Raw genomic sequence first — 23,691 nt, 5'->3', positions numbered from 1 at the left:
AGCTTAACGTCATGCGAAAGTTGCGAGGCTCACCGTAGATATATCCACCAAACCAAGAATTGGTGTTGTATTGCCTTCCAGCGGATCCAGATAGCGCCCGTTGCGATCCCGCGCGGTCTGTGGATTGAAGATGCTGGTATAGCTTGCATAAGCGGATAGGCTATCGTTGAAATCGAATATCAGGCCCGCATAAGGCGTGAACACGTTCTTTTTCTTAATCTTGTACGCTTCGGGCGTATAGAGCGCCAGTTCCTCGTCCCGGATCCAGTTGCTCAGGCGTCCGCCGACGATCAGTTTGAGACTGTCCAGCAATTGGAATCGCGTCACGCCGTAAATCGCACTCTGCTTCGTCGTGCCGAAGTCGCTCATGCGATAGCGCTCACCCCAAACGGGTTCGGGATAGCTGCCTTCCCAGTCGTTGAAGTTGCCCACTGGCGCGACCGACGCGGGATCAGGATCGCGATTGGTCCAGCCATTCTTCAGGTGATTATACATCGCGCCAACGACAAGTTCATGCTGGCGGCCGAAGATGCTGTAACTTCCCTTGAGCTGGAGATTGAGGTTCCATTGTTTAGGCTTAGCCAAATACCAATAGGGCCAGACATCCATGCCGAGGCCTGTGGCCTGATCCGGGTTCCCCCATAGCCAGATCAGCTTGGAATCCTCGGTCTGCGTGAAATAGGAGATGTCCCCCTTCAACTGCCAGCTTTCCCCCAGGTCCTGTTCGATCGTCAGAAAGGCGGACTTTTCGACCGTGTCCCATTCGTTCCACTTGGCGCCCGTCGTCCTTGATCGCGACCAGTTCGCGACCGAGCCGTCGGCATACCAATAAGGCAGCTGCGCCCACATCACGCCTTTGCGCTCATCCCGCTGATAGCTCGCGCCCGCACGAAGCCGCGTCCCCGGCCCCAGGTCGGCTCCGATCACGCCATAAAGCGTAAAGCCCTTGCTGCTCTCCAGATCGACAAAGGCATCCTGACGATAGACTTCGGCGGCAAAACGCGCTCGTATCGACCCGTCGCTTGTCAATGGCGTGCTGATGTCAGCGGTGCAGAGAAATGATCCCAGGATCCGGCTTCGAGGGTCATCGTGCCGGTCAATTCGCGGGCGTTGGCCTGTCGGCGCACCATGTTGATTGATGCCGAAGGCTCACCCGCGCCCTGTAGCAGACCGACCGAGCCGCGAACGACTTCGACTCGATCGAAGATGACCGTGCTGCTTTCCTCCAGACCGATATTGCCGGTAGCAAAGGGCAGGCCGTCGAGCTGGAAATTGGTGATGTCGAAGCCGCGAGCGGACAGGAGGTTGCGGCCACGATCCACCCGCTTGACGGACAAGCCGGTGGTATATTCAAGCACATCGGCGATTGTAGACGCAGCCTGATCGTCGATCTGCTCCCGGGTGATGATGGTGAGCGACTGCGGTGTCTCGCGCGGCGTCAGGTCAAGCCCGGTGGCAGCGTTGTTCCGGTCAATGCCGCTGCCATAGACGACGATGGTGTCGTCCTTCGCTTCGCTTCCCGCCTCCTGCTTCGAAGCGTCTTCGCCGTCCTGCGCGAAGGCGGGGGCGGAGAGGAAAGTCGCTGCCAAGAGTGCGAACCTGAAGGCCGGAAGGAAAGAACGAACCATTGATCATCCCCCAAATGTGCCTCGATCAAGACCGAGCCCGTCCCGTATCTCAAATTGCTAATGATATGCAATAGTAATTGTTATCATTCGCAATTGCTGGGGTTACGTTTCACATGACGCGCATGCGTCCCTTCAGCACCGGATCGGCGGGAAGGCTGAGGGGGAGATCGGCTGGGTCACACTTTCTGGCCGGGCTGTGCGCCCGGCCACATCCAGTCGATCAGAAGCGATAGCTAACGGTGCCCATCACATTGCGGGGTGCGCCCATGAAGCAGTCGCCGCGCGCAAGGCAGGATGCGTAGAATTTATTGTTCAGCAGGTTCGTCGCATTGAGTGCGAAGCGCCAGCTCTGCCAGTTGATCTCCGCCAGGGCGTCGACGGTGGTGCGGGACGGGGTGACCACCGTATAGAGGGTCCCGGCCGGGATGGCGGGATTGAGGCCATAGGGGTCAAGGGCGCCGGTCGACTTGCTCTTGCCGCTATAGACGACGCCGGCGCCAAGACGCAGCTGCGCGCCGTCCGTCATGCCGAAGCTCTTGGTCGACCAGATCGACGCGATGTGGCGCGGCATATATTCAAGGCTGCTGTTCACCTCCGACTTCAGCTGGTTATAGCCGTAATTGACCAGCAATTCGAAGTCGCCGGGCAGGCGATGGCTCGCCTCGACCTCGATGCCCTTGGTGGTCAGTTCGCCGGACTGGGTCGTGACATTGTTCGGCAGGTAAAGGACGCGGTTCTTTTCCTTGATGTGGAAAGCCGTCACCGTGACAAGCGTCGCAGGGGTCGGCTGCCACTTCACGCCTGCTTCATATTGCGTGCCCGTCTGGGGCTGGAAGGGATCGCCGACGACGCCGCCCGGACCCGTCAGGCTTCCCGCGACCGGCAGAAAGCTTTCCGTATAGCTGAAGAAGGGCGAGAAGCCCGCGCCGATTTCCCCGATGATACCGGCGCGGAAGGTCGTGGCATTGTCCTTCTGCCCGGCGGAGTTGGTGACATGGTCGCGGCGCGCGCCCAGAACGACCGAGACGCGCTCAAAGAAGCGGATCTGGTCCTGGACATACACGCCCAGCTGCTTCTGCGAGACATTGGCGTAGGGCCCGGTCGGCTCGTAGGTCAGCAGCGCGTCATAGTCGATGTTGTAAAGATCGACGGTTTCGAAGCCGAAGATACCGCGCTTGCCGACCTTGTTCCAGCTATAGTCCAGGCCGATGAGCAGCTTGTGCTCGATATCGGTGCCGGTGTTGAAGTTGAACTGGAGGTTGTTGTCGGTCGAGAAGACGTTCATCCGCGCGTCGCTGGCATCGGCATAGAGACCGATGGTGCGGCCGTCGGTGCCGTACACCGAGAAGGGATCGCTTGGGTAAGTGTAGCTATCCGCATAGTGAGTCTTATACTCAAGGTCGCTGTCGATATAGCGGGCCTTGAGGCTGAGACGGATATTGTCCGAGAATCTGTGGGTGATGGAACCGCCACCCTGGAGTAAACGGCCGGCGTAGCGATCCCAGCCGGGCTTACCGACGAAGGTGTAGCGATCGAGCCGCTCGGAGGGATTCGCGGGATTCGGACGGAAATTGCCGACGATCGGCAGGAACTGCGCGGTCGAGCCGGTGTCGTCCTCCTGATAGAGGCCGGTCAGGACGACATCCGTGTCAGGCGTCGGCTGCCAGCGGATCGAGGGCGCGAACAGCACGCGGTCGTCCGGAACATGGTCGACATAGGTGTCGGCGTCGCGCACCCGGCCAACGGCGCGGATCGCCAGATTGTCGGCCAGCGCGATATTGACATCGCCCATCGCCTCCTTGCGGTCGTAGCTGCCATATACCAGGCTTCTGTGGTTGCCGCCCGTGATGCAAGAAGTTTCTGATCCGAAGAGCGAGTGATCGAGTGCGGTCTTCTGTCAGGCCTTTGGTTGCGGCGTTTCAGAAGCCGCTGGCCGGTATGGTGATCTGCGGTTCGAGTCCAAATCTCGTTTTCGAGCTGGGATGCTCACGCCTCGTAACTGGTTTTCCCGAACCAGATCTGTTCGCTCATTTCGCCCATTCGGGTCGTCGCCTTCTCACACCCCCATCATCCGACGTTAGGTAAGCTTGTTGGCATGCCGATCATGCAACTGCTGCCTGCGCCGGAATTCTGTATTCATTACCATTTTTTATCAGGGCCCAAATCGTTCTGGCCATCTTGTTGGCGAGGGCAATTGCCACAAGCATTCTCGGTTTCCTGGCAAGCATATCTGCGAGCCAGGAATTTTCTGGAATCGATCTTCGACCCATCCAATTCAGACGGGACATTGCACCTATGATAAGCAGTCTGCGGATATCGGCCTGACCCGCTTTCGAAATACGTCCAAGGCGCTCCTTTCCGCCCGAGGAGAATTGTCGCGGGACAAGACCGAGCCAGGCCGCGAAGTCCCGCCCGCATCGGAAGCTCTCCATTGATGGGGCGAAGGCCTCGACCGCTAAGGCTGTTAAAGGGCCAACTCCCGGAATCGTCTGTAGCCGCTTGGCCGCGTCAGTTTCAGCCGCCAGCGCTTTGATCTTCTTTGTCCGTATATTGATACGCTCAGTTTTCTCAGCGATCTGTGCCAATAGATCTCGGCATTCCTCCCGCATCAAAACGGGCAAATCGCTGTTAAGCTCATCAAGAATGTCCGCAATCCTGCAGAGCTGATTTATGCCTTGGGGGACAACATGACCATATTCATAGAGCGCCGCCCTTACGGCATTGACCAGTTCCGTGCGTTGATGAACCAGCCGTTCTCTTCCGCGAAATAGAATCGCCCTGCTTTGCTGCTCTTCCGACTTTGGATCAACAAACCGCATCTCTGGTCGTTGAGCCGCAATTACGATCGCTTCAGCGTCAGCGGCATCATTTTTCTGTCGCTTCACGAACGGCTTAACATAGTGTGGTGCGATAAGTTTGACCTCGTGGCCAAGCCGGATCATTTCCCGGGCCCAATAATGCGCACTGCCACATGCTTCCATCACGATCACCGCCGACGGTTGCGCTGCCATAAATGCGGCGAAGGCTGAACGCGGAAGCTTTTTCCGAAACTTGGGTTCGCCTGTCATTGACGCTGCATGAAGCTGAAACACGGACTTTGCCAAGTCCACGCCGATCATTGTATCTTTTGACACGATTGCCGTCCTTTCCGCTCAGTGGTCCTAATTCCACTATCCTGGCACATCTCAGTGCCGTCTGGGGAGGGCGGCAACCACCCCATCTCAATTGGCCGCCCGTCTTGAACTCAGGGGTCTTGGAAACAAGGTTGACGAGGCCGCCGATCGAGCCTTGGCCGAACAGCACCGACGCGGGGCCGCGCACGATCTCCACGCGGGAGAAGTTGTAGGGGTCCGCCGTGATGCTGGCATAATAGCTGAAGATGTCGCGCATGCCGTCGCGGAACTGGAGTGCATCGATACCGCGCACGCTGAAACCGTCGACGCGCGTATCGCGCCCATAGGGGCTGGCGAGCACACCGGCGGCATATTTGACCGTGTCGCTGATGCTGATCGCACCCTGAGAGATATATTGCTCCGAAGTGATCACGGTGATCGGCTGCGGCATTTCGACCAGCGGCGTTTCGGTCTTCGTACCGGCATTGGCAGTGACGATGATCTGATCGCTGACCTCGCCTGCCTTGTCCGCCGGCGCGCTGACATCCACATCTGCCAAAGCCGGCTGGATCGACAGAAGACCGGCAACCCCGGCGACGGCAAATTTTCTCATCATTTCATCCCTTGTCCCTGATCGGGCGTCCACTAGCGCTATTGAGAGAGACTCTCAATAGCATTCTTCTTGCCTGCTTCAGGGGTCATTGCTAACGGTCTTTCCAGCCCAGTCGGATCGGGCGCCGGAGAATTCAGTGTCGCAAAGCTGGCGAAAATGGACGCGCATCTTGTTGGCCGGGCCGGGGGCGGTGCTGGTGGCGCTCGTCGTCATGGCCGGAATGCCGCTGTGGCTTCCGGGCGGGGCGGCCGGTGTCGACAATCTGGTGCTACCGCTGGTTCTTGTGCCGCTAATCTGGGCTGCGCTCTTCTTCCATGCCTGCCTTGATCGCAGGCTTTCGCGCGTAGCGGCTGTCGCTGCCGCTCTTTTCCTTTTGCACGCGGGACTGGTCGCGCACAAATTTCTGAACCAGCGTCCAGTCGCCAGGGAGCATCGCTCATGATCCACCTGAAAAAGGATGAGACGAAGCTGATGGTCGCCGTCCATGGCTGGTCGGGCATCGTGCTGGGGCTGCTGCTCTACGCGGTGATCTTCACCGGCATGGCGGCGGTGTTCGCGGAGGAGATCGGCATCTGGTCGGCTGGCCATGTCGAAACCAAGTCGGCCTTCGAGCGGCCGATGGACGGCAGCATCCGCCGCCTGGCCGCGCAAACGCCCGCCAAATATCATGAAGGTGTCGATCTTTTCGAGATCGGCGACCATAATCTCGGCGCCTTTTTCCACCGACACGAAACCGATCCTGACGGTACCTTGGTCAGCCGCGGCGTCTATTACCAGCTCGATAAGAAGGGCGATATTGCCAAGGCGCTGCACGGAACCGGCGAGGAGGTGTTCGGGCCACGCAACGACGATGCACTGAGCAGCTTTCTGGTCGATACTCATGTCCGCCTGCATGTTCCCAACCCTTGGGGCTTGCTGCTGACAGGTATAGTCGGATTGGTGATGCTGGTGGCCGCGATTTCCGGGCTGCTGATCCATCGCCATCTCTTCAAGGACATCTTCACTCTGCGCCGATCCGCCAGCCCGGTGTTGGTGGATCGCGACCGACACAGCGTGGCCGGGACGTGGAGCCTGCCCTTCGCCTTCATCCTGGCCTTTACGGGTAGCTTCTTCTCCTTTTTCGGCACGATCGGCGTTCCCATTGTCGCCATGGCGGCCTTTGGCGGTGATGTTCAAGCGCTCAACGACGCCGTCTTCGGCAATCCGGGCCGGCCAGACCCCCGGCCCGCAGTCATCGGCAATATGGACCGGGTCGCTACCGATGCCATTCGCCGGACGGGCGAGGTTCCGACCTTCATCACCATCGAGAATTTCGGCCGCGCCGACGCGAAGGTCACGAGCTTCCATCCCCCCAAGGCAGGTGACATCGAGCCTGTGACCCTGCTGTATGACGGGGCACAAGCGCAGTTCCTCCACACCAAGCCGTCGATCGGCACGCAGCCGTCGGCAGGCGGCACGCTGGCCGCGATCATGGCGCCCATGCATTTCGGCAATTTCTCAGGCATGCTGTCCAAAGCTGTGTGGTTCGCGCTGGGGTTCGCCATGTGCTATGTCACATTTACGGGGCTGCGGCTGTGGCTCGCGCGGCGACGGGAGGATATGCGATCGCTGGAATGGCTTGATCGCACCGTCATGGTCGTGGGTTTCGGCCTCCCCTTCGCTCTGGTGGTCTCGGCCGCCGCCTTCCTCATCGCAATGCCGCTGGGATCGGCGACCTATTGGACCCCTGCCGCCTTCCTGATCGCGTCCGGCGTGGCCATATTGGGCGGCGCGATTGCACAGTCGGTGGCTGTGCTGGGACAAATTCTGCAACTCGGCACCGGATTGGTCATGGCTGGCTTGGTCCCACTCCGCTGGATTTCCGGAGGGCCCGGCTGGGACCGCGCAATCGAGGCAGGTCAGCCGATCATCGCCGCACTCGACTTGGCTTTCCTTCTCGCCGGAATTTGGATGGTCTGGCGGGTGGCGGCTTTACCTGCAAGGCGATTGCTGCTCCCAGCCCGTCCGGTGCCAGCCGAATGACTATGCTGTTGGTCTTGGTTGCGACCGCCATATCCGTGCTGATCCTTCTCGCCTTGTGCCTTAGTGACCCCAAACGCAAACGCGCGGCCGGGATGCGGGAAACGGGTCAGACAGGACGGCTGCGGCAAGTGCTGACTGCCGCAGCCTGTCTTCCTGGCCTTCTATGCGCTCTGATAGGGGATGCGGCGGCTTTCCTCATCTGGCTCGGTGGCTGCGGTGTGATTGGCTGGTCGCTGGCAATCTGGTTCAGCCGCGGCGCGCAAGAGAGAAATTGATACCGACCGCGGTTGATATGCCTCCCCGAGGATGAAGTGTCACGGCACGGTTAAAGTTGATCATCCTTCGCTTCGCTTCGATCTCTATCACGATTAATGTCTTGTTTCGGGAGTCGGCGAAGCCGATTTCCACGACAAAATTTGGCGCCGTGCTGAACGACCGCTGATCGGCTTGACCTGACAGGATTTCGGTCGGGCAGGTTTCTGGCAGCGAAAGTAAAGTGGCTGCCCTCCCACGCGTGGCCCGGCGGTGACGGCTGTGCCAACAGAACGGTCATTCGAGTGTTGAATGATGGGTTCTTGAAACCTTCCATTCGTTCATCGGCCGCTCTAGCGGCGGGGCACGCGATCGTGGCGTTTGCATAACTCCTCACATTGGAGGAAAATTTCTCTGACCATGTCACGTCGACCCGCTTTGCCTCGTCATGTCGGCATCCCTATAAAAGAAAGGATATTGCCATGACACCTCGCGCCGATGTGACCGCCACCGCTCCCGACCTTTTTAGGGCCTGGTATGCTTTTTCAATACAGGTCGGAGAGTGCGGGCTTGAGAAACCGCTGCTCGAGCTGGTCAAGATCCGGGCTTCTCAGATCAACGGCTGCGCCAACTGCCTCAACATGCATACTGCCGACGCGCGCCGGGCGGGTGAAACAGAGCAGCGCATCCATCTGCTGGCCGCATGGCAGGAAGCGCCGTGCTATACTGACCGGGAACGCGCCGCGCTGGCCTGGACCGAACATCTGACCGAGGTCGCCACCAAGCGTGCGCCCGATGCCGTCTATGCCCCGCTGGATGGCCAGTTCGACAAGGAAGAGCAGGTGAAGCTAACCATGATGATCAACGTCATCAACGGCTGGAACCGGCTAGCGGTCGGCTTCAACCTTTATGCGCCGGAACTCGGTTGGAAATGACGGATAGCGCCACCGTCCTGTTCGACACGCACCGGCCGGACCTGCTTCGCGTCGCTTATCGGATGCTTGGGTCGATGAGCGATGCGGAAGATGTGATGCAGGATGCGTTCATCCGTTGGGCGCAGGCGGACAGGGGTGCGGTGCGCGTTCCCGCCGCCTTTCTCCGCCGGATCGTCACGCGCCTGTGCCTCGATCATCTGAAGTCGGCACGGGTACGCAGAGAAGCCTATGGTGGCCCCTGGCTCCCCGAACCGGTGGTCGAGGAACACCCGGTGGAGGACGTGACCCTGCCGCTGATGCTGGCGCTGGAGCGACTGTCACCACTGGAGCGCGCGGCCTTCCTGCTGCATGACGTATTTGGGGAGAGCTTCGAGGATATTGCTGCCGCGATTGGTCGCGACCCTGCGGCCTGCCGCCAGCTTGCGAGCCGGGCGCGAACCAATGTGCGCAAGGAACGGACCCGCTATTCCGTTGGCCGGGAACAAGGCATGGAGATTGCCGAGGCTTTCTTCCAGGCGTCACGCGGTGAAGGGATCGCCCATCTCGGCAAGCTCCTCGCCGATGACGTGCGTTTCCACGCCGACGGCGGCGGTAAACGACCGGCTGTAGCCCGCATTCTGGAAGGCGCGCGCGAAGTCACGCGGGCCCTCGCTGCGATATTGCGCCTGAGTCACGGGCCACCCGAGCTGATACGCTATTCCTTCGTCAACGGTCTTCCCGGCTTCGTCACGCGCGAGCCGGACGGCATGCTACAGACGACGGCTCTGTTGATCGAAGACGGTTTGATCCGGGCCATCTACGTTATGCGCAATCCCGACAAGCTGCGTCATCTGGAGGGATCGGTGCATTGAAGTAACCACGTTAATATTTGCTTCCGCCAACATAGCTGTCGTTTCGAGACTCAGATCGTGGCATCGAAACTTGCCGTTCGTTTACAGGTAACTTGGCAGCCACGATCAACCATCGTTGGGGACAATTTGCTCGGTCAGCTTTGGAGGTCGGCTATCGGATAGCGGCCGTTCCTGCGATCCCGTGAGGCTGCTACCTAGCGACGGCATCGCGCCAATTGCCGCCGTTCCTGGCGTAAAGTGGCTCCCCTGAAAGCGGTCATTTGCTCAGTTCAGCGCAAGGCCTCTGATCAGGGCCAGGACGCTGCCGAGCGTGGACACATCCGGGGTACGCATGCGATCGCCGGCAAACTGAAAATGCGTGAGAGCGACCTGCTGCTGGGGCGTCAGGAGGATCTTGACCCCCACGACCCGGTCGGTGACGCGTGCAATGATCGCTGGCACATCGCCCACTTCCCTGATCGAAATCGTACCCCTATCGCCAACGTGCCAGCTGCCTTCATTGGCAAAGGCCACGCCGCTGGATGAAATGTCGAGCAACCTCACCGGGGTGGCACTCTCCCCGGCATTGAAAAGCGCTGTTCCGCTGATGGGAGCCCGCTCTTCGGCTCGTCGCGGTTTTTCGACACAGACGATGATGGCGATGATGCAGACCAGTATGTTGTACATGCTCCAGAACGCCACAATACCCTTCTGGTCGGAGAAGAAGGTCGGTGCCAGCGGTGAGCCGTAGCTGAAGAGCATCCCGGCGACGGTCAGGAACAACACGACCGCAAAGCGCGACAGCAATTTCCAGTGGATCACCGTCCGGGAGCGGTCGCCGCCTTTGGCTGTCACCTTGAAGGGGCGCTCACCCGGGAACAGAAGGGTGTGGCACGAGGCCACGACGATTTCCGGCGCGATCAGCAGTTGGGACGTGTCGGTCAACAGCGGCAGGATGCGCCCGTTGGAATACCAGCTGATGGCGAAGGCTTCCACCAGGATCCGTGGCAGCAGGAATGTCGCAAGCTGTCCAATCGGCGCATCCATGATGGTCAGACCGGTCATCCAGTAGAGGATCGGCACCAGCAGGCAGGCGAGGCGAAAGGGAAAGCTACCCACCCAGTACAGAAAGGTTTCCAGCAAGCTCATCCTGTCGATCCAGCTGAGCCGCCGACGCGAAAACAAGCCGTGGGTGCTACGCATGATCTGCATCGCTCCCACGCACCAGCGGATGCGCTGGGTACAATATTCGCCAATTCCTTCGGGCGCGAGTCCAAGGCTGAGCTTTTCGTTTAAATAGGCCGTGACAAAGCCATGCTGTTTCATCCGGATCGACAGCAGCATGTCTTCAGTGACGCTGTCGGTCGGAAATCCGCCGAGGTCGGTCAGCGCGCTGGTGCGGACGACCGACGATGTTCCGCAGGAAAAGGCCGTGCCCCATCCGTCCTTGGCCGGCAGCAAGGTGTCGAAGAAGAAGCGCTGCTCGTCGGGCAGGTCCAGATGTCCCTTGATCCGGTGTTGCAACGGATCGGGATTGAAGAAATGTTGCGGCGTCTGCACCACGCCGACGGCGGGATCCTCGAACAGCGCCATGCAATGGGATATGAAATTGGGCAGGGCGACGAAATCCGCGTCCAATATGGCTATGAAGTCCGGCGTCTCGCCACGCGCCGCCAATGTCGCCATGCCCGCGTTCATATTGCCGGCCTTGGCATGTACATTGTTTGGGCGCGTCAGCCATTCCACTTCGCGGCGTTCGCATAACGCCTCGACCTCCGGCCGGCGGCCGTCGTCCAGCAGATAAACCTTTGCAGGATAATTCTGATTGAGCGCCCCGGTGATCGTGCGGTCCAGAATCCCGATATCTTCATTATAGGTGCAGATGAAGATCGCCGCGCTGGGCCTGTTGGCGCGCAACCAGCCTATATTGTTGCGGACATCCTTCAAGCGGTCACGCTTTCGCGTCAGGACGATCAGCACCAGGGTTCCGCCCAGCGTGGAGCAGACTTCCAGCATGAAGAAGCTCACGGAAAGCAGGGCGGCGCCAGGCGTGTCCAGGTCGAGCGTAGCTACCAGGCGCCATATCATATAGATCAGGATCGATCCGATCGCGGCGCCGCTGACGATCAGCCGATGCAGGGGGTTGGCTGGCGTGAGTTTGGGAAAGAACAGCAGGCAGAGGCCCAGGGTGGCCATGCCCCAGAAATAGGATGGGATTTCGGCGGCATTCATGGCTGCGTTACAGCACCACCCGGCCCGCCGTGCCGACCGGGCACTGCTTCTGGCCCTGCGTGTCAAGCGTGATCCGTGCGCCGATCAGATATTCGCCCGGGGCGGGGTTGGGAACATGGCTGGTGACGCGGAGCTGGGAAGGATCGCTCACCCCCATGTTGACGATGGTACCCGGCCAGCGATCGCCGCTCGAAAATGCGATGAATGTCACCGGCGCGCCGATGTTGAGCTTGCTGTAGGCGCTGCGGCCAACGGTGAAATAGGCGAAGAAGGACGAACAGTCGGCGAGCATGTAGATCGGATCGCCTTCACGCAGTGATTCCCCCGGAGCGGCGACCTTTGCCCAGACCCGGCCATCGATGCTTGCTTGCAACGGAAGTTGCAGCCGCCGCATGGCGCTGACCTTGCCGCCGCCGCTCAATTTTTGCGCGGTGGCGAGCGCTGCGGTCAGGTTCTCCCTCTCGCCCTGGAGTTCGCTCAACGCCAGATTGAGATCGCTCAGGCGCTGGGTTGAATATTGGACATTGCTATAGCCGTTGTTGAGGAACAGGCCTTGCCCTGCGGCGCGTGCTTCGATCAGATTGGTGCGCCGGCGGGCCATGGCCGCATTCTGGTCCGCCAGAGCGGCCCGCTGATCCTGCTCTGCCCGCTGAAGTCCGGCGGCGCTGATGAATCCTCGATCGGCTAGCGCACGGGTGCGGTCCAGTTGCTTTTGTGCGAAGGTCAGCCGTGCCTGCGCAGCGGAAAGTTCTGCGGAGCTTTCGTCTGCGACCGCATCCATCTGCACCAGCTTTTCAGAACGATAGATACCCGATTCGCTGCGGATATGGTCGGCGTCAGCGCGCAGAGCGGCCATTCGGCCGTCGATGCTGGCCAGTTTCGCCTGGAGTTGATCCACATCTTCCGATCCGGCACGGACAGCCGCCGACAGGCCCACCGGAGCAGCAAAGCTTCCCAGCAGTTGGTCCCGCGCCACGCGATCACCGACATTCGCGCCGAGCCGATCGACCTCGCCGGAGATCGGCGCCCTGACGACGCCCATATCCGCCACCAATGTCGTGTTGTAGCCGGCTGTGAAGATAAAGCTGCGTACCAGTACGGCGAAGGCCATGACCAACAGCAGGCCACCGACCAGCATCCGGCGCGGCAGGTGGAACCATCGCCGCTTGGGCTGTTCGGGTAGTTGCAGTTCCTCTGCGTCATCGGTTAGAAATTTGGCTTCTACGCTCATTTCGCCCTCGACCTCATGGACGCATCGTAAGCAGTCATGGTTAAGAAGGAGTTGATGGGCCCAGCTCCTCGGGGAATTACTTTTGGTTAACCACGGCGAGTTAAGGTGGCCGCGTGAGACGTTCAGACCAGCAGAGACAGGCGCCTCGGCGCCGGAGCTTGACGCTCTTTTCTGAGGCAGTTCCGCTGCCTCAGGCTGTCTACCGTGACTTCATCGACATGCTGTTCAGCATGGGGCTGCCGGTTCTGGGATTGGGGCTGGTTTTTGTCGGCGTTGCCGGATTGACGGCCTATCATCTGGGCGACGCGATCATTGGAACGCTGGCGGTGACAGGCGGCCTGGTCACGATCGGGCGTGGCCTGCTGATCAGAGCGTATAACAAATCCCGTCCTGTCGTTGATGCAAGCCGGCTCAAACAATGGGAACGCTATTATGCCCTGGGCAATTATGCGTTCGCCCTCCTGCTCGGGATGCTCAGTGCCCGCGCATTGACCTATCCTTTCCCGGTCTTCCATCTCCTGACAGTGAGCCTGGTATTCAGCTTCGGCGCCGGGGTGGTGTCGCGCATCTCTATTCGGCCTTTCATTTGCGCAGTCAGCCTGTTGCTCGCCACGGTGCCTACCGTTGTCGCCCTGGCGCTCCACGCTCTCGAAGGGCATCCGACCCCCCTTCACAGCGAGCTTTTTCTGATCGAATCCTTACTCGTCGCGATGATAACGGCCCTGAGCCTGCAGACGGTCGCCCATCTGTACCGTTCAGCGGTCGCGCACCATACCGCCCGTCACGACATGGCCCACCTCGCCAAGCGAGATCCATTGACCGGCCTTGCCAACAGGTTGCTGCTGCGAGAGCGATTTCAGGAAATCAGCACCGACACGATCCGTTCAGGCAGTAAACTCGCTATGCATTTCATTGACCTCGATGGATTCAAGGCGATCAACGACACATACGGCCACCCGGCCGGCGACGAGATACTTCGCCAGGTCGCCGCCCAGCTTGAGACTATGGTAAGAGCCGACGACATAGTGGCCCGTGTCGGAGGTGACGAGTTTATCGTGATCCAGAAAGATGTCTTCCATGAAGACGAGGCGGAAATGCTTGCGCGCCGCCTCATCAAGCGGCTGAGCGCTCCCTATGAGGTGGGCGGTATATCCATGAGTATTTCCGCAAGCGTGGGAATTGCAATAGCTCCTGACCTCAGCCTGGACCTTGAACAGCTTATTTCCTGCGCGGATTCAGCCCTTTACCGTTCCAAGATGAATGGGAAGGCAACGCTGCATTTCTGCACCAGGGAAGATGCGTTGGCCGTCAAGCTGGCGGTGGCGTAGGGAAACCATGAGGTGGTTCCGCCTTCTTCGACAGGCTTGCGGTTGAGTGAAGCTAATCCCAGTTGTCGTTCGTGCCACCGGTTTGATCGTCAGATCATGAGGAACAATCCCAGCGCAACGCCTGATTCTAGCCGAGTAAACTCAACGTGAAAGGGGCTCGTGCATGGCCAACCCAAGCCCCCTCATCAGCCCTTCGACATCGCGCCACTTCCCGCCGTTCGATTGAATTTTTCGGGGTCTTGGAAACGGAAATTCCTGATGAACCCGTCAATCCATAGTTTTGACCTGGCCTTTCTTGCCCAGGACGGATAAGCAGCCGGTCCGCACCTGAGGAGTAAAAACTAGGCGCTGAACGGCAAAGAAGGGTCGGACCCGGAAGCCGATACCGACGCATCCGAATGTCCGCTATTACATTTGTGCGGGTGTGACCTGTCGTTCCGGACAGTCCAACCTCACGGTCGTTCCGGCTTGCGCGCCGTCGCGATCAGTCGCTCGCCAGCGACCCTCTGCTCCATGTTCATGGTCCGCGCCGCCATCCATTCGGGCACATGCCAACTGGCCGGCAGGGATCGTGCAACGGTTCCGGGCAGCACCGCCCATACGAGGATGCCGGCGAGCATGCCCGCTGCCACGCACCATATCTGGCGTTCGATCTGCCGGTCGGCCGCCTGCCCCCGTTTTACAACTCTGTCGATTTGCCCAGCCGACCGGTCGAGCGCGGCGCGCGCGGTGTCGAGCATGCGCCGATCCTCAACGCGCACGGCTTCAGCGGCTCGGTTGATCTGCTGCGCCATTTCGGCGGGTGTGAGCGAGATCGCCGGTGTCTGTTCGACGGCGGCAAGCCGGCCACAGACATTCCCCAGACGTCGATCGATGCCATCAAGCGCCGCCGTGTGATCGGGGATCCGCTCGCGCGCCGCCGTCAGGTTGGCAACGGCATTGTGCAGGAGGCTGAGTTCATGCCGCACGGCCTCGAAGGCCTGGGCAGTGGTTACTTCGGTGTCGGTGGTCTCGGTCATGAACGGCAGGCTAGACCTTGCTCCGTTCGGAATGCCAGAGGCTGAAACATCGCTGGAAGCGATGAGATTCGCGGCCGCGTTGGCGCGCCTGCAACTGAGGCGGCCTGAGATTGTGGCAGGTGGTGAAGACCCCCACGACTCGGGCCTTGGGCTGTTCTACAGCCCCAGCCCGCGTCCCCTGCCAAGATCAATGCCGTGGTCGAACGCGAGCTGGGCGCCAAGCGAGCGCTGGCTGTCCATCATGGTGATGCCAAGCTGCGCCTTGCGGATGGCAAGGAGGGATTCGAGCTGCGGATCGCGGTGGAGGCTCCTCGCCATATCCGCCATGGCCGAACGCGTGGACTTGTAGGCGTCCATATTCCCGGCGGCATAGTGCCGATCAACCCGACCGGAGAGGTCGTTCCAGCGGGTGATGAACCGGTCGGCCCGCAACTCGGGATTGGTGCGCAGCTCGGTTTCCAGCTGCAGTGCGCGGATCGCACGGGCGGTGCGACCCTGCGCCGCCTCGCTCGCGAGGTGTGGGTCCTTGGCATAGGCCACCTCGGCATCGCGCGGCCCATCCGGGCGCTGCTCCTCAAACGCCTGGCGCGCAGACCTGAGCTCGGCGAGCTGCTCGGGGCTTTCCCGGCCGCCACGATCCCGCGTGCTGTAGATCGCATCGATCGCCCTGGCATGGCGTTGCAGCGCATCTGTCCGCTCGTGCCGCAGCTGTGCCTCGCGGCTCTCGGCGCCGGGCGCGGTCGAAACGATCTCCGGCGGAGGCGCGGTGGGTTGTGCCAGATCCTTCGAGACTTTGAGCCGCAGGCCATCGAAGTTCGGATTTGTCGGGATCCGATCGAGCGGTGATGGTTTGAGCTTGAGCCCGTCGAAGATGCCGCGCCTGGGCTGTACTTGCGGGACAGGCTCGGTCACGCAGGCATAGTCCGACGCCATGTCCTTGCCACGCTCGCGGCTGAGGGCGCGGACCAACTTCGACTGATCGGCGAAGTCGTCCTTGCCGTAATGCAGATCGACGCTGTCCCTGTGCCGGGACAGCGCGACATAGGCGGCATGCCGATCGAGACTCGGTGTTGCCAGCACGTGGACATTGCCCACGGTTATGCCCTGCGCCTTGTGGATCGTGGCGGCATAGCCATGATCAACATGGGCATAGTGTTTGAGATCGAAGGCGATGGCCCTGCCGTCATCGGTGCGCACGCGCATGGCGATCGGACTGACATGCTCGACGGTGCCGAGCGTGCCGTTCTTCACCTCCAGGCTGCGCTCGTTTTGCAGGAACATGACACGGTCGCCGGTCGCAAAGGCACGGCTACCGCGCTCGACGACCAGGTTGATGTCGTCACCCAACATCTGCGCGGCGCGCATGCGCCCCCGCGCGGCTTCATTGAGTTCGCGCACCTCCTCGTTGGTATGGGTGAGGATGATCCGGTTGGCATCAGGATGTGCCTGCCGTTCCTTGTCCCAGCGATCGATCAGCGTCTCACGTGCCTGTTCGCGCGTCCCGGCGGCATGGACATGGCCCGCCTCGTCATAGGCGGCGAGTGCCTCGCCCGTCCGACCGTTGGCAAGCTGTCGCGTCGCCTGGCGCTGCCAGTCCTCGGACTGGCGGCGAACGGTCTTGATCTCGACCGCGCCATGGCGCTCGGCGATAGAGCGGAACGAAGCGCCCGCCTCGATCGCCTGAAGCTGCTCGGGATCGCCTACAGCCACGACCTTGGCGCCGCGCTTTTGGGCCTCGGCCATCACGCGCTCCATCTGGCGCGTGCCGATCATGCCGGCCTCGTCGATGACGAGGATCGATCTGTTGGTCAGCAACTCGCGATCCTGAGCCCATTGATGCTCCAGGCTGGCAATGGTGCGGCTGGCAATGCCCGAGCCGCTTTCGAGGTTCTCGGCGGCGATGCCGGATAGGGCCGCGCCCTGCACGGTGTAGCCTGCCGATTCCCATGCTTCGTGCGCGACGCCCAGCATCGCGCTCTTGCCGGTGCCGGCATAGCCGATGACGTTGCTGATGCCGCGAGAGTTGGTCACATGTTCGAACGCGCCGCGTTGTTCGGGCGAGAGCAGCATTCCCCGATCCGCCGCGTGGGCCAACGCCCGCTCGAGATGCCGCTCGCCCACGCCATGATGGCGCCGCGCGTCGAGCGTTGCGGTGGCACGTTCCAGCCGTTGCTCGGTTTCCAGCATCGACCTTGAGGTGAACCTGTCCTCACCCCGGCCATCCTTACCCAGTTTCACCAGCTCGGGCGAGGACCGAACCGCCGCCATCACCTGATCGAACTGGTCCTTCCCTTCGCTGTGCCGGTGCACAAACATGGCAAGGTCATGGGTGGTGAAGGTCGACTGCTGGTGGGTGATCGCATCCAGGGCGATGGCCGGATCAGCGAGCAGCTTCTCGCCATTGGCACGGGCAATGGCGTGGTGCTCGTCGAGCCGCTCGCTCTCCAGTCCCTGCTCGACCATGCGCGAGGCGGCGGGACCGATCTTGTGCTGCGGCTCGAGGTCAATGCCCTGCACTTCCAAAGATCGGTGATCGATCCGGGCGTCGATATCGAGCTGGGCGAGGCGTTGATTGACATGTTCGGCCCAGGCCTCGCGCCAGTGGGTCAGAAGTTCGGTCCTGTTCCAGTCGCGGACTTTGGCGCCAAAGCCTTCTTCGGTGACTTCGCGCATCCCCAACATAACATGGGCATGGGGCTTGGGATTTCCGTCAGGTCCGATATCCCAATGGACATTGAGATCGGCGACCATGCCCCAGTCGACGAATTCACGCTGCACGAAGTCGCGGGCAAGCTCGATCCCGTCCGCCTGGTTCATCTCGCGGGGAATGGCGAACTCGATCTCGCGGGCGAGCTGCGCGTCCTTGCGCAGTTCCGCCGCCTCGACATCATTCCAGAGCTGTTCACGGTCGCGCCATTCCTCCGGCGCGCCATCGGGCAGCATGATTTCGCTGTGCACGACGCCGGGCTTATTGGAGAAGTCGTGGTGGCGGCCCAGGCGCTCATCACGCAGGCGCGAGGCCGAGCGATAGGCGGCCGCTGCCACCGCCGAGGAGCCGGCGGCGCGGGAAATCACTTTGGCCGAGAAGTGGTAGATCGCCATGACGGCAATCCATTTACACTCAAAAGCGCACGTCGGCACGACGTATAAGCGCGCCCTCGAAAGATTTCATCAGTCTCGGGAACGCGAAATCTCAGGAGATTTCATGATGTTGTGACTGATCGGGAACCCCGATAACTGGTTCGTTCCGCTCCATCAAGGAAAGGGACGAACCATGCGCAAACCCAGGAACTATGACGCCGAACTCAAGGCTCTCAATGATAAGGCGCGACAACTCAAGAGCCGCAAGCAAAGCCAGCTTGGCGAGCTGGTCATGGCAACCGGCGCCGATGGACTCAGCATCGAGGAGCTGGCCGGCGTCTTGCTTGGCGCTGCCACTGCCGAGCGCTCAACGCGGGAGGCGTGGCGCAAGCGGGGCGCCGCGTTCTTTCGGGGGGAACGCGAAGACGCTGGCCGCAGCACTGGCGGCCAGCAAGGCAGCGCTGCGAAGGACGACGATCGCACGCTATCGCCTTCAGGCGAAGCAGGCGCGGCATGATCACAGGGACTGGCATGTGAAGCGGCGCAAACGCACGCGGCATCTGATCGAGCTGGGAGGGCTCGTTGCCAAGGCGGGCCTCGTCGAGCTCACCGACGACGATCGCGCCGTGATCCTCGGGCTGCTGGTCGAGGCAGCGGCGAAAATGCGCTGGCCGGATCGCGAGCAGGCGCTGGCCTTATGGCGACGACGTGGAATGCGGGCTTTTGCCGATTCCGATGACGCCGGGAATGAATGAAAGCGCTAGTCACCTGGAACTGAAGTAGGCATCATTGTATATGTCGTTGTCGGACAGGCAGGGGCATTGGGGATGGCGGGCAGACAAGCGGATTTGGTTATATTGAGCGCCGAGGATCGGTCTTTTCTCGAAGGTCAGGTTCGGCGGCACAAAGCGCCGCGTTCTTTGTCCGATCGCTGCCGGATGGTTCTGCTGTGTGCAGAGGGCCTGCAGAGCAAGGAAGTTGCCGAACGCCTCGGTGTTCACGAGCATATTGTGGGCAAATGGCGGCGTCGCTTCGTGCAGGATGGCATTGAAGGGCTGACCGATGAATATCGTGCGGCCGACCCCGCACAGTATCGGATGCGCAGGTAGCTCAGGTGATCGAGCGCACGCTGAACACGACGCCGAAGGATGCCACCCATTGGTCGATCCGCACCATGGCAGCTGCTTCTGGGCTGTCGCACACCACCATCCGCCGAATCTGGGGTGCATTTGGCCTGCAGCCGCACCGGTCAGAGACATTCAAGCTGTCGAGCGATCCGCTGTTCGTCGACAAGGTGCAGGACATAGTTGGCCTGTACATGTCGCCACCGAACCGGGCGGTTGTGCTGTGCGTGGATGAAAAGTCGCAGATCCAGGCGCTGGATCGCGAGCAGCCGGTATTGCCCATGGCGCCTGGCGTACCCGAGCGGCGCACTCATACCTATATCCGCAACGGTACGACATCACTGTTCGCGGCGCTCGACATCGCCACCGGCGCGGTGATCGGCAAGTGCTACAAACGACACCGGGCAACCGAGTTCCTCGACTTCCTCAAGAGGATCGACGCCGAGATGCCCAAGGGTCCGGACGTGCACCTCGTGATGGACAACTATGCCACTCACAAGACAGCGAAGATCAAGGCCTGGCTGGCGCGCCGTCCACATTGGCATGTCCACTTCACCCCGACATCCGCCTCCTGGATCAATCAAGTCGAGCGCTGGTTCGCCGAATTGACCCGCAAGCAGTTGCAGCGCGGTGTCCACCGATCCACGGCCGAACTCGAAGCCGACATCACGGCCTTCATTGCGGCTCACAATGAAAATCCCAAGCCCTACAAATGGGTGAAGTCAGCCGACGAGATCCTCGCCGCGGTCAAACGCTTCTGCCAAAAAACAATGAACCGAACTTCAGATTCACGTGACTAGCAGAATTTCTGCCCGCCCAGCGGTCGAGACTTAATCTATCACGCGGCTGGGCCGACCCCAAGTGAGCGGCTGCGATGCCCGCAATCCGGCTCCAAACCGGACGGTCGCCTATCGGCCATCCAGTTGATCACCGTGGGGAGGCAATCGGGTGAAACGGAAGTCGGGCAGATCCCAAGACGGTCAGCCAGCCATTGCCCCCGGGAAGGGCCGGATGGTGGCTCCACTCCGCAACGAATCCAAGAGATCGGACCACCACTGCGCCATCGCGACCCGTTCCTTCCAATGGGCGCCGCGATGGTAGGCCGCGCGCACCTTGTCGCTGTCGCCATGAGCCAGCGCCCGTTCGATAGCATCCGGGGACCACTTGCCCGATTCGTTGAGCAGAGTGCTCGCCATCGCCCGGAAGCCATGTGCCGTCATTTCGTTACTGGAATAACCAAGGCGGCGCAGCGCTGCGTTAAGGGTGTTCTCCGACATCGGCCGCGTTCTTGATCGCATCGAGGGGAAAACGTAACCTGACGACCCGGTGATCAAGCGGATTTCTTCCAGAATCGCGATTGACTGACGCGAGAGCGGCACGTGATGCGGTTTGCGCATCTTCATCTTTTCGGCCGGGATGGTCCATAGTGCGGCGTCGAGGTCGATCTCATCCCATCGCGCATGACGAAGCTCGCCAGGACGCACGAAGACATGCGGTGCCAGTTGCAGAGCCCATTTCGTCATGCCCTGGCCTTCGTAGCCGTCGATGGCCCTGAGCAGGTCGCCAACCTCACTGGCATCGGTGACTGCCCCGTAGTGCGTGACCGTTGGAATGGTCAGCGCACCGCGCAGGTCCCGCGTCGGGTCAGACCGCAGGCGGGCCGTCGCAACGGCATAGCGGAACACGGCACTGGCCAGCTGCAAGGTGCGTCGCGCACTTTCGAGCTTGCCCCGCTTCTCGATCTTGCGGATCGCGGCAAGGGCGTCGATCGGCTCAATCTCATGGATCGGCATCTTGCCGATGGAGCTGTCCAACAGGCTGAGAAGATATTCGCAGCGCGCAGCGGTGGCCGGTGCCCAGGCCTTGTCGCCGTCGCGGCGCCGCTTGCGGCAATATTCACTGGCAATGCTGGTGAAGGTGTTTTCGGCCAGCGCGCCCGCTCGGAGCTTCTCGCGCTGCTTCTCAAGGGCGGGGTCCTTGCCCTCCACGAGCAGGTCGCGAGCGTCATCGCGCATTTTACGCGCGTCGCGCAGACTCTCCTGAGGGTAAGAGCCAAAGCCCAGTTTCTTTTCAGAGCCGCCGTGACGGAACTTCATTCGCCAGAGTCGGGAGCCAGACGGGGAGATCACCAGAAAGAGCCCCAGCTCATCGTAAAGCTTGTAGGGTTTATCGCGCGTCTTGGCTCGACGAATTGCTATATCAGTCAGTGACATAGTTCAGGCCTTCCACGACGAGGCCCCCACCCTTGGGGGCCTCGTGCATTTTTTGGCCCGCTATTTTCGAAAAAGGCCCCACTTTTGCCTGGGCTTCCATGACATGAAGGGAGATTTCACGAGCCGGATGACCCGAAAAATACCGCATATTTCAGCGGTTTGTAAAGCTGTCGGGGATGTCCTGAGATCGAGAATTGGAGCGGGTGAAGGGAATCGAACCCTCGTCGTAAGCTTGGGAAGCTTCTGCTCTGCCATTGAGCTACACCCGCCTGTCTGCGCGGCTTAGCCGTTGATCCCGATGGCGTCAACGACATCGCCGCGGAGAATTTCAGAGACCGGCGGGCGGTCCCGGACATTCGCTTTCGCAAGCGGAACGTTCGGCATGCGGAAGCGTTGTCCATAACGAACGAGATATTCCACGGGAACCCTCAGATGAGCTTGGCGGCGGCGGAAGGATCTGGAAACCGGTTCGAACTGCTGGTCCAGAACGTCACCGACTATGCGATATACATGCTGTCGCCCGACGGTATCATCGTCAGTTGGAACGCCGGTGCGCGCCGCTTCAAGGGATATGAGGCCGAAGAGATATTGGGCCGGAACTTCGCCTGCTTCTATCCGGAAGAGGACCGCATGGCCGGCATGCCCTCCAGGGCGCTGGAAACCGCGATGCGCGAAGGACGGTTCGAGGCGGAGGGGTGGCGCATCCGCAAGGATGGATCGCGTTTCTGGGCGCATGTCATCATCGACGCGATCCGGGAGGCGAACGGCGAACTGATCGGCTTCGCCAAGATCACCCGCGACCTCACCGAACGGCGGGAGGCGCAACTGGCGCTGGAAGAAGCGCGGGAGACCCTTTTCCAGGCACAGAAGATGGACGCCATCGGCAAGCTGACCGGTGGCGTCGCGCATGATTTCAACAATCTGCTGGCGGTGATCGTCGGCAGCCTGGACCTGGCGAAAAAGCGGTTGGCGACCGGCGCCGACGTGACGCGCTACATCGACAACGCCATGACCGCCGCGGAGCGGGGCGCGACGTTGACGCAGCGCATGCTGGCCTTCGCACGCAAGCAGGAACTGAAGCTGCAAAGCGTCGATTGCATGGCGCTGGTGCGGGACATGGCCGATCTGTTGAGGGCGACGCTGGGCGCCGGGGTCACCATCGAGACGCGCTTTCCCCTGCATCTGAGCGCCGCCCTTGCCGATCCGGCGCAACTGGAACTGGCGCTGGTCAACCTGGCGATCAATGCGCGGGACGCCATGCCGGACGGTGGGCGGATCGTCATAGAGGGCGTGGAGGACAGCTTGCCGCCGGCACAGCGGACCGTTCCGGAAGCTGGCCGCTATGTGCGCCTGTCCGTCGTGGACGAGGGCGAAGGCATGGACGCGGCTACGCTGGAACGGGCGCGCGAACCCTTTTTCACGACCAAGGGGGTCGGCAAGGGCACGGGGCTGGGCCTGTCGATGGTGCATGGTTTCGCCGAACAATGCGGCGGATCGCTGACCATCGTCAGCCAGCAGGGCCACGGCACCACCGTGTCGCTATGGCTACCGGTCGCTCCCGCCGCCGGGGAGGCGGAAGAGACCACCGACATTGCGGCTCCCTTTGCCCCGCCGGTCACGGAGCCGCTGGTCATACTGGCGGTGGACGACGACGATCTGGTGCTGACCAACACCGCTGGCATGCTGGAGGAACTGGGGCACACGGTGTTCCTGGCGACATCGGGGCTGGACGCGCTGCGCGTGCTGGAACAGGGCAGCGTCGACCTGGTCATCACCGATTTCGCCATGCCGGGCATGAACGGCATGCAATTGGGCGACGAGATCGAGAAGAGATTGCCCGGCCTGCCTGTCGTCATCATCACCGGCTTTGCGGAATTGCCGCCGAACATGACCCGGCGGCCAAGGCTAGACAAGCCGTTCAGGCAGGCCGAACTGGCGCGCATGGTGACGTCCGCGACGCAGGAGGGGCGCAAGCTCGTCAGGCTGGCCGCCCCACCGGACGATCTGTAACGCGATCTTTACCAAGCCGGGCGAAACATAGGTAAAGCATCGATTTTCTGCCATCGCCTC

18 protein-coding genes, 1 tRNA gene and 2 pseudogenes are annotated in these 23,691 nt (G+C 61.1%); 9 read left to right on the top strand and 12 right to left on the bottom strand.

Annotated features, from left to right (window positions below; translation table 11 throughout):
• Positions 1 to 9 precede the first annotated feature (9 nt).
• The 5 genes and pseudogenes from NUH86_RS03625 to NUH86_RS03605 form a co-directional block, all read right to left on the bottom strand.
• Positions 10 to 1,029 (bottom strand): TonB-dependent siderophore receptor, encoded by a 1,020-nt coding sequence (locus NUH86_RS03625; protein WP_267251318.1) that lies wholly within the window; start codon positions 1,027 to 1,029, stop codon positions 10 to 12.
• Positions 1,026 to 1,589, bottom strand: a complete 564-nt coding sequence (locus tag NUH86_RS03620) for a TonB-dependent receptor plug domain-containing protein (RefSeq protein ID WP_267251317.1) — start codon at positions 1,587 to 1,589, stop codon at positions 1,026 to 1,028. Before NUH86_RS03620 ends, NUH86_RS03625 begins: the two co-directional genes overlap by 4 nt.
• A gap of 259 nt (positions 1,590 to 1,848) precedes the next feature.
• Positions 1,849 to 3,420 (bottom strand): TonB-dependent siderophore receptor, encoded by a 1,572-nt coding sequence (locus tag NUH86_RS03615; protein ID WP_267251316.1) that lies wholly within the window; start codon positions 3,418 to 3,420, stop codon positions 1,849 to 1,851.
• 310 nt (positions 3,421 to 3,730) lie between these two features.
• A complete protein-coding gene (locus NUH86_RS03610; protein ID WP_139139481.1) occupies positions 3,731 to 4,762 on the bottom strand; it encodes an IS110 family transposase in 1,032 nt (343 codons plus the stop codon).
• Positions 4,763 to 4,850: 88 nt separating this feature from the next.
• Positions 4,851 to 5,357: pseudogene (locus NUH86_RS03605) on the bottom strand (TonB-dependent receptor plug domain-containing protein); the annotation flags it as partial.
• A gap of 133 nt (positions 5,358 to 5,490) precedes the next feature.
• On the opposite strand from NUH86_RS03605, the gene NUH86_RS03600 reads away from it, so the two are divergent.
• The 4 genes from NUH86_RS03600 to NUH86_RS03585 all read left to right on the top strand — a co-directional run bounded on the left by NUH86_RS03600 (position 5,491) and on the right by NUH86_RS03585 (position 9,414).
• Entirely contained in the window at positions 5,491 to 5,796 is a 306-nt protein-coding gene (locus NUH86_RS03600) for a hypothetical protein (protein ID WP_267251315.1), read from the top strand.
• Entirely contained in the window at positions 5,793 to 7,376 is a 1,584-nt protein-coding gene (locus NUH86_RS03595; protein ID WP_267251314.1) for a PepSY-associated TM helix domain-containing protein, read from the top strand. Before NUH86_RS03600 ends, NUH86_RS03595 begins: the two co-directional genes overlap by 4 nt.
• 734 nt (positions 7,377 to 8,110) lie before the next feature.
• Positions 8,111 to 8,563, top strand: coding sequence for a carboxymuconolactone decarboxylase family protein (locus tag NUH86_RS03590; protein WP_267251312.1), 453 nt, complete (start codon positions 8,111 to 8,113; stop codon positions 8,561 to 8,563).
• Complete coding sequence (locus tag NUH86_RS03585) at positions 8,560 to 9,414, top strand: sigma-70 family RNA polymerase sigma factor (RefSeq protein ID WP_267251311.1); 855 nt, start codon at positions 8,560 to 8,562, stop codon at positions 9,412 to 9,414. The genes NUH86_RS03590 and NUH86_RS03585 overlap by 4 nt, the downstream gene beginning before the upstream one ends.
• A 264-nt stretch (positions 9,415 to 9,678) precedes the next feature.
• Here the strand turns inward: NUH86_RS03585 and NUH86_RS03580 are convergent, their stop codons facing one another.
• Positions 9,679 to 11,625, bottom strand: coding sequence for a glycosyltransferase (locus tag NUH86_RS03580; RefSeq protein WP_267251310.1), 1,947 nt, complete (start codon positions 11,623 to 11,625; stop codon positions 9,679 to 9,681).
• 7 nt (positions 11,626 to 11,632) lie between these two features.
• Positions 11,633 to 12,856: an HlyD family secretion protein gene (locus NUH86_RS03575; protein ID WP_267251309.1), complete on the bottom strand. Its 1,224-nt coding sequence runs from the start codon at positions 12,854 to 12,856 to the stop codon at positions 11,633 to 11,635.
• 158 nt (positions 12,857 to 13,014) lie between these two features.
• On the opposite strand from NUH86_RS03575, the gene NUH86_RS03570 reads away from it, so the two are divergent.
• Positions 13,015 to 14,184, top strand: a complete 1,170-nt coding sequence (locus tag NUH86_RS03570; protein ID WP_267251308.1) for a GGDEF domain-containing protein — start codon at positions 13,015 to 13,017, stop codon at positions 14,182 to 14,184.
• A gap of 452 nt (positions 14,185 to 14,636) precedes the next feature.
• On the opposite strand, the gene NUH86_RS03565 is transcribed toward NUH86_RS03570, so the two are convergent.
• On the bottom strand, positions 14,637 to 15,203 hold the full coding sequence (locus tag NUH86_RS03565) for a DUF6118 family protein (RefSeq protein WP_267251307.1): 567 nt from the start codon (positions 15,201 to 15,203) through the stop codon (positions 14,637 to 14,639).
• A 156-nt stretch (positions 15,204 to 15,359) separates the two neighbouring features.
• Complete coding sequence (gene traA, locus NUH86_RS03560) at positions 15,360 to 18,305, bottom strand: Ti-type conjugative transfer relaxase TraA (protein ID WP_267251306.1); 2,946 nt, start codon at positions 18,303 to 18,305, stop codon at positions 15,360 to 15,362.
• A gap of 172 nt (positions 18,306 to 18,477) precedes the next feature.
• Between traA and NUH86_RS03555 the strand changes: the two genes are divergently transcribed.
• From NUH86_RS03555 to NUH86_RS03545, 3 genes and pseudogenes are all read left to right on the top strand, one after another.
• Positions 18,478 to 18,801 carry a conjugal transfer protein TraD gene (locus NUH86_RS03555; protein ID WP_267251305.1) on the top strand — a complete coding sequence of 108 codons (324 nt, stop codon included), beginning with the start codon at positions 18,478 to 18,480 and terminating at the stop codon, positions 18,799 to 18,801.
• Positions 18,802 to 18,817: 16 nt separating this feature from the next.
• The gene (locus NUH86_RS03550; RefSeq protein WP_267251304.1) at positions 18,818 to 19,039 is read left to right on the top strand and encodes a conjugal transfer protein TraD; all 222 of its coding nucleotides are present in this window, start codon (positions 18,818 to 18,820) and stop codon (positions 19,037 to 19,039) included.
• 72 nt (positions 19,040 to 19,111) lie between these two features.
• Positions 19,112 to 20,208, top strand: a pseudogene (locus NUH86_RS03545) (IS630 family transposase).
• A gap of 180 nt (positions 20,209 to 20,388) precedes the next feature.
• Here the strand turns inward: NUH86_RS03545 and NUH86_RS03540 are convergent.
• From NUH86_RS03540 to NUH86_RS03530, 3 genes are all read right to left on the bottom strand, one after another.
• A complete protein-coding gene (locus tag NUH86_RS03540) occupies positions 20,389 to 21,621 on the bottom strand; it encodes a tyrosine-type recombinase/integrase (RefSeq protein ID WP_267251303.1) in 1,233 nt (410 codons plus the stop codon).
• Between the two features lie 195 nt (positions 21,622 to 21,816).
• A tRNA-Gly gene (locus NUH86_RS03535) sits at positions 21,817 to 21,890 on the bottom strand.
• A 13-nt stretch (positions 21,891 to 21,903) separates the two neighbouring features.
• On the bottom strand, positions 21,904 to 22,041 hold the full coding sequence (locus NUH86_RS03530; RefSeq protein WP_267251302.1) for a hypothetical protein: 138 nt from the start codon (positions 22,039 to 22,041) through the stop codon (positions 21,904 to 21,906).
• Positions 22,042 to 22,053: 12 nt separating this feature from the next.
• Here NUH86_RS03530 and NUH86_RS03525 point away from each other — a divergent pair, with 12 nt between their 5' ends.
• Complete coding sequence (locus NUH86_RS03525; RefSeq protein ID WP_267251301.1) at positions 22,054 to 23,631, top strand: PAS domain S-box protein; 1,578 nt, start codon at positions 22,054 to 22,056, stop codon at positions 23,629 to 23,631.
• Positions 23,632 to 23,691 lie beyond the last annotated feature (60 nt).

Source organism: Sphingobium sp. JS3065 (assembly GCF_026427355.1).
In the GTDB taxonomy this organism is placed as follows: domain Bacteria; phylum Pseudomonadota; class Alphaproteobacteria; order Sphingomonadales; family Sphingomonadaceae; genus Sphingobium.
The sequence above is the reverse complement of the archived record's forward strand: the minus strand, read 5'-3'. Positions and strand labels throughout refer to the sequence as shown.

Excerpts from the sequence above, each read along its gene's own strand:
- NUH86_RS03615 (WP_267251316.1), bottom strand. The coding sequence starts at position 3,420 with ATGGGCGATGTCAATATCGCGCTGGCCGACAATCTGGCGATCCGCGCC.
- NUH86_RS03595 (WP_267251314.1), top strand. The coding sequence starts at position 5,793 with ATGATCCACCTGAAAAAGGATGAGACGAAGCTGATGGTCGCCGTCCAT.
- NUH86_RS03590 (WP_267251312.1), top strand. The coding sequence starts at position 8,111 with ATGACACCTCGCGCCGATGTGACCGCCACCGCTCCCGACCTTTTTAGG.
- NUH86_RS03585 (WP_267251311.1), top strand. The coding sequence starts at position 8,560 with ATGACGGATAGCGCCACCGTCCTGTTCGACACGCACCGGCCGGACCTG.
- NUH86_RS03580 (WP_267251310.1), bottom strand. The coding sequence starts at position 11,625 with ATGAATGCCGCCGAAATCCCATCCTATTTCTGGGGCATGGCCACCCTG.
- NUH86_RS03575 (WP_267251309.1), bottom strand. The coding sequence starts at position 12,856 with ATGAGCGTAGAAGCCAAATTTCTAACCGATGACGCAGAGGAACTGCAA.
- NUH86_RS03565 (WP_267251307.1), bottom strand. The coding sequence starts at position 15,203 with ATGACCGAGACCACCGACACCGAAGTAACCACTGCCCAGGCCTTCGAG.
- traA (WP_267251306.1), bottom strand. The coding sequence starts at position 18,305 with ATGGCGATCTACCACTTCTCGGCCAAAGTGATTTCCCGCGCCGCCGGC.
- NUH86_RS03555 (WP_267251305.1), top strand. The coding sequence starts at position 18,478 with ATGCGCAAACCCAGGAACTATGACGCCGAACTCAAGGCTCTCAATGAT.
- NUH86_RS03540 (WP_267251303.1), bottom strand. The coding sequence starts at position 21,621 with ATGTCACTGACTGATATAGCAATTCGTCGAGCCAAGACGCGCGATAAA.
- NUH86_RS03525 (WP_267251301.1), top strand. The coding sequence starts at position 22,054 with ATGAGCTTGGCGGCGGCGGAAGGATCTGGAAACCGGTTCGAACTGCTG.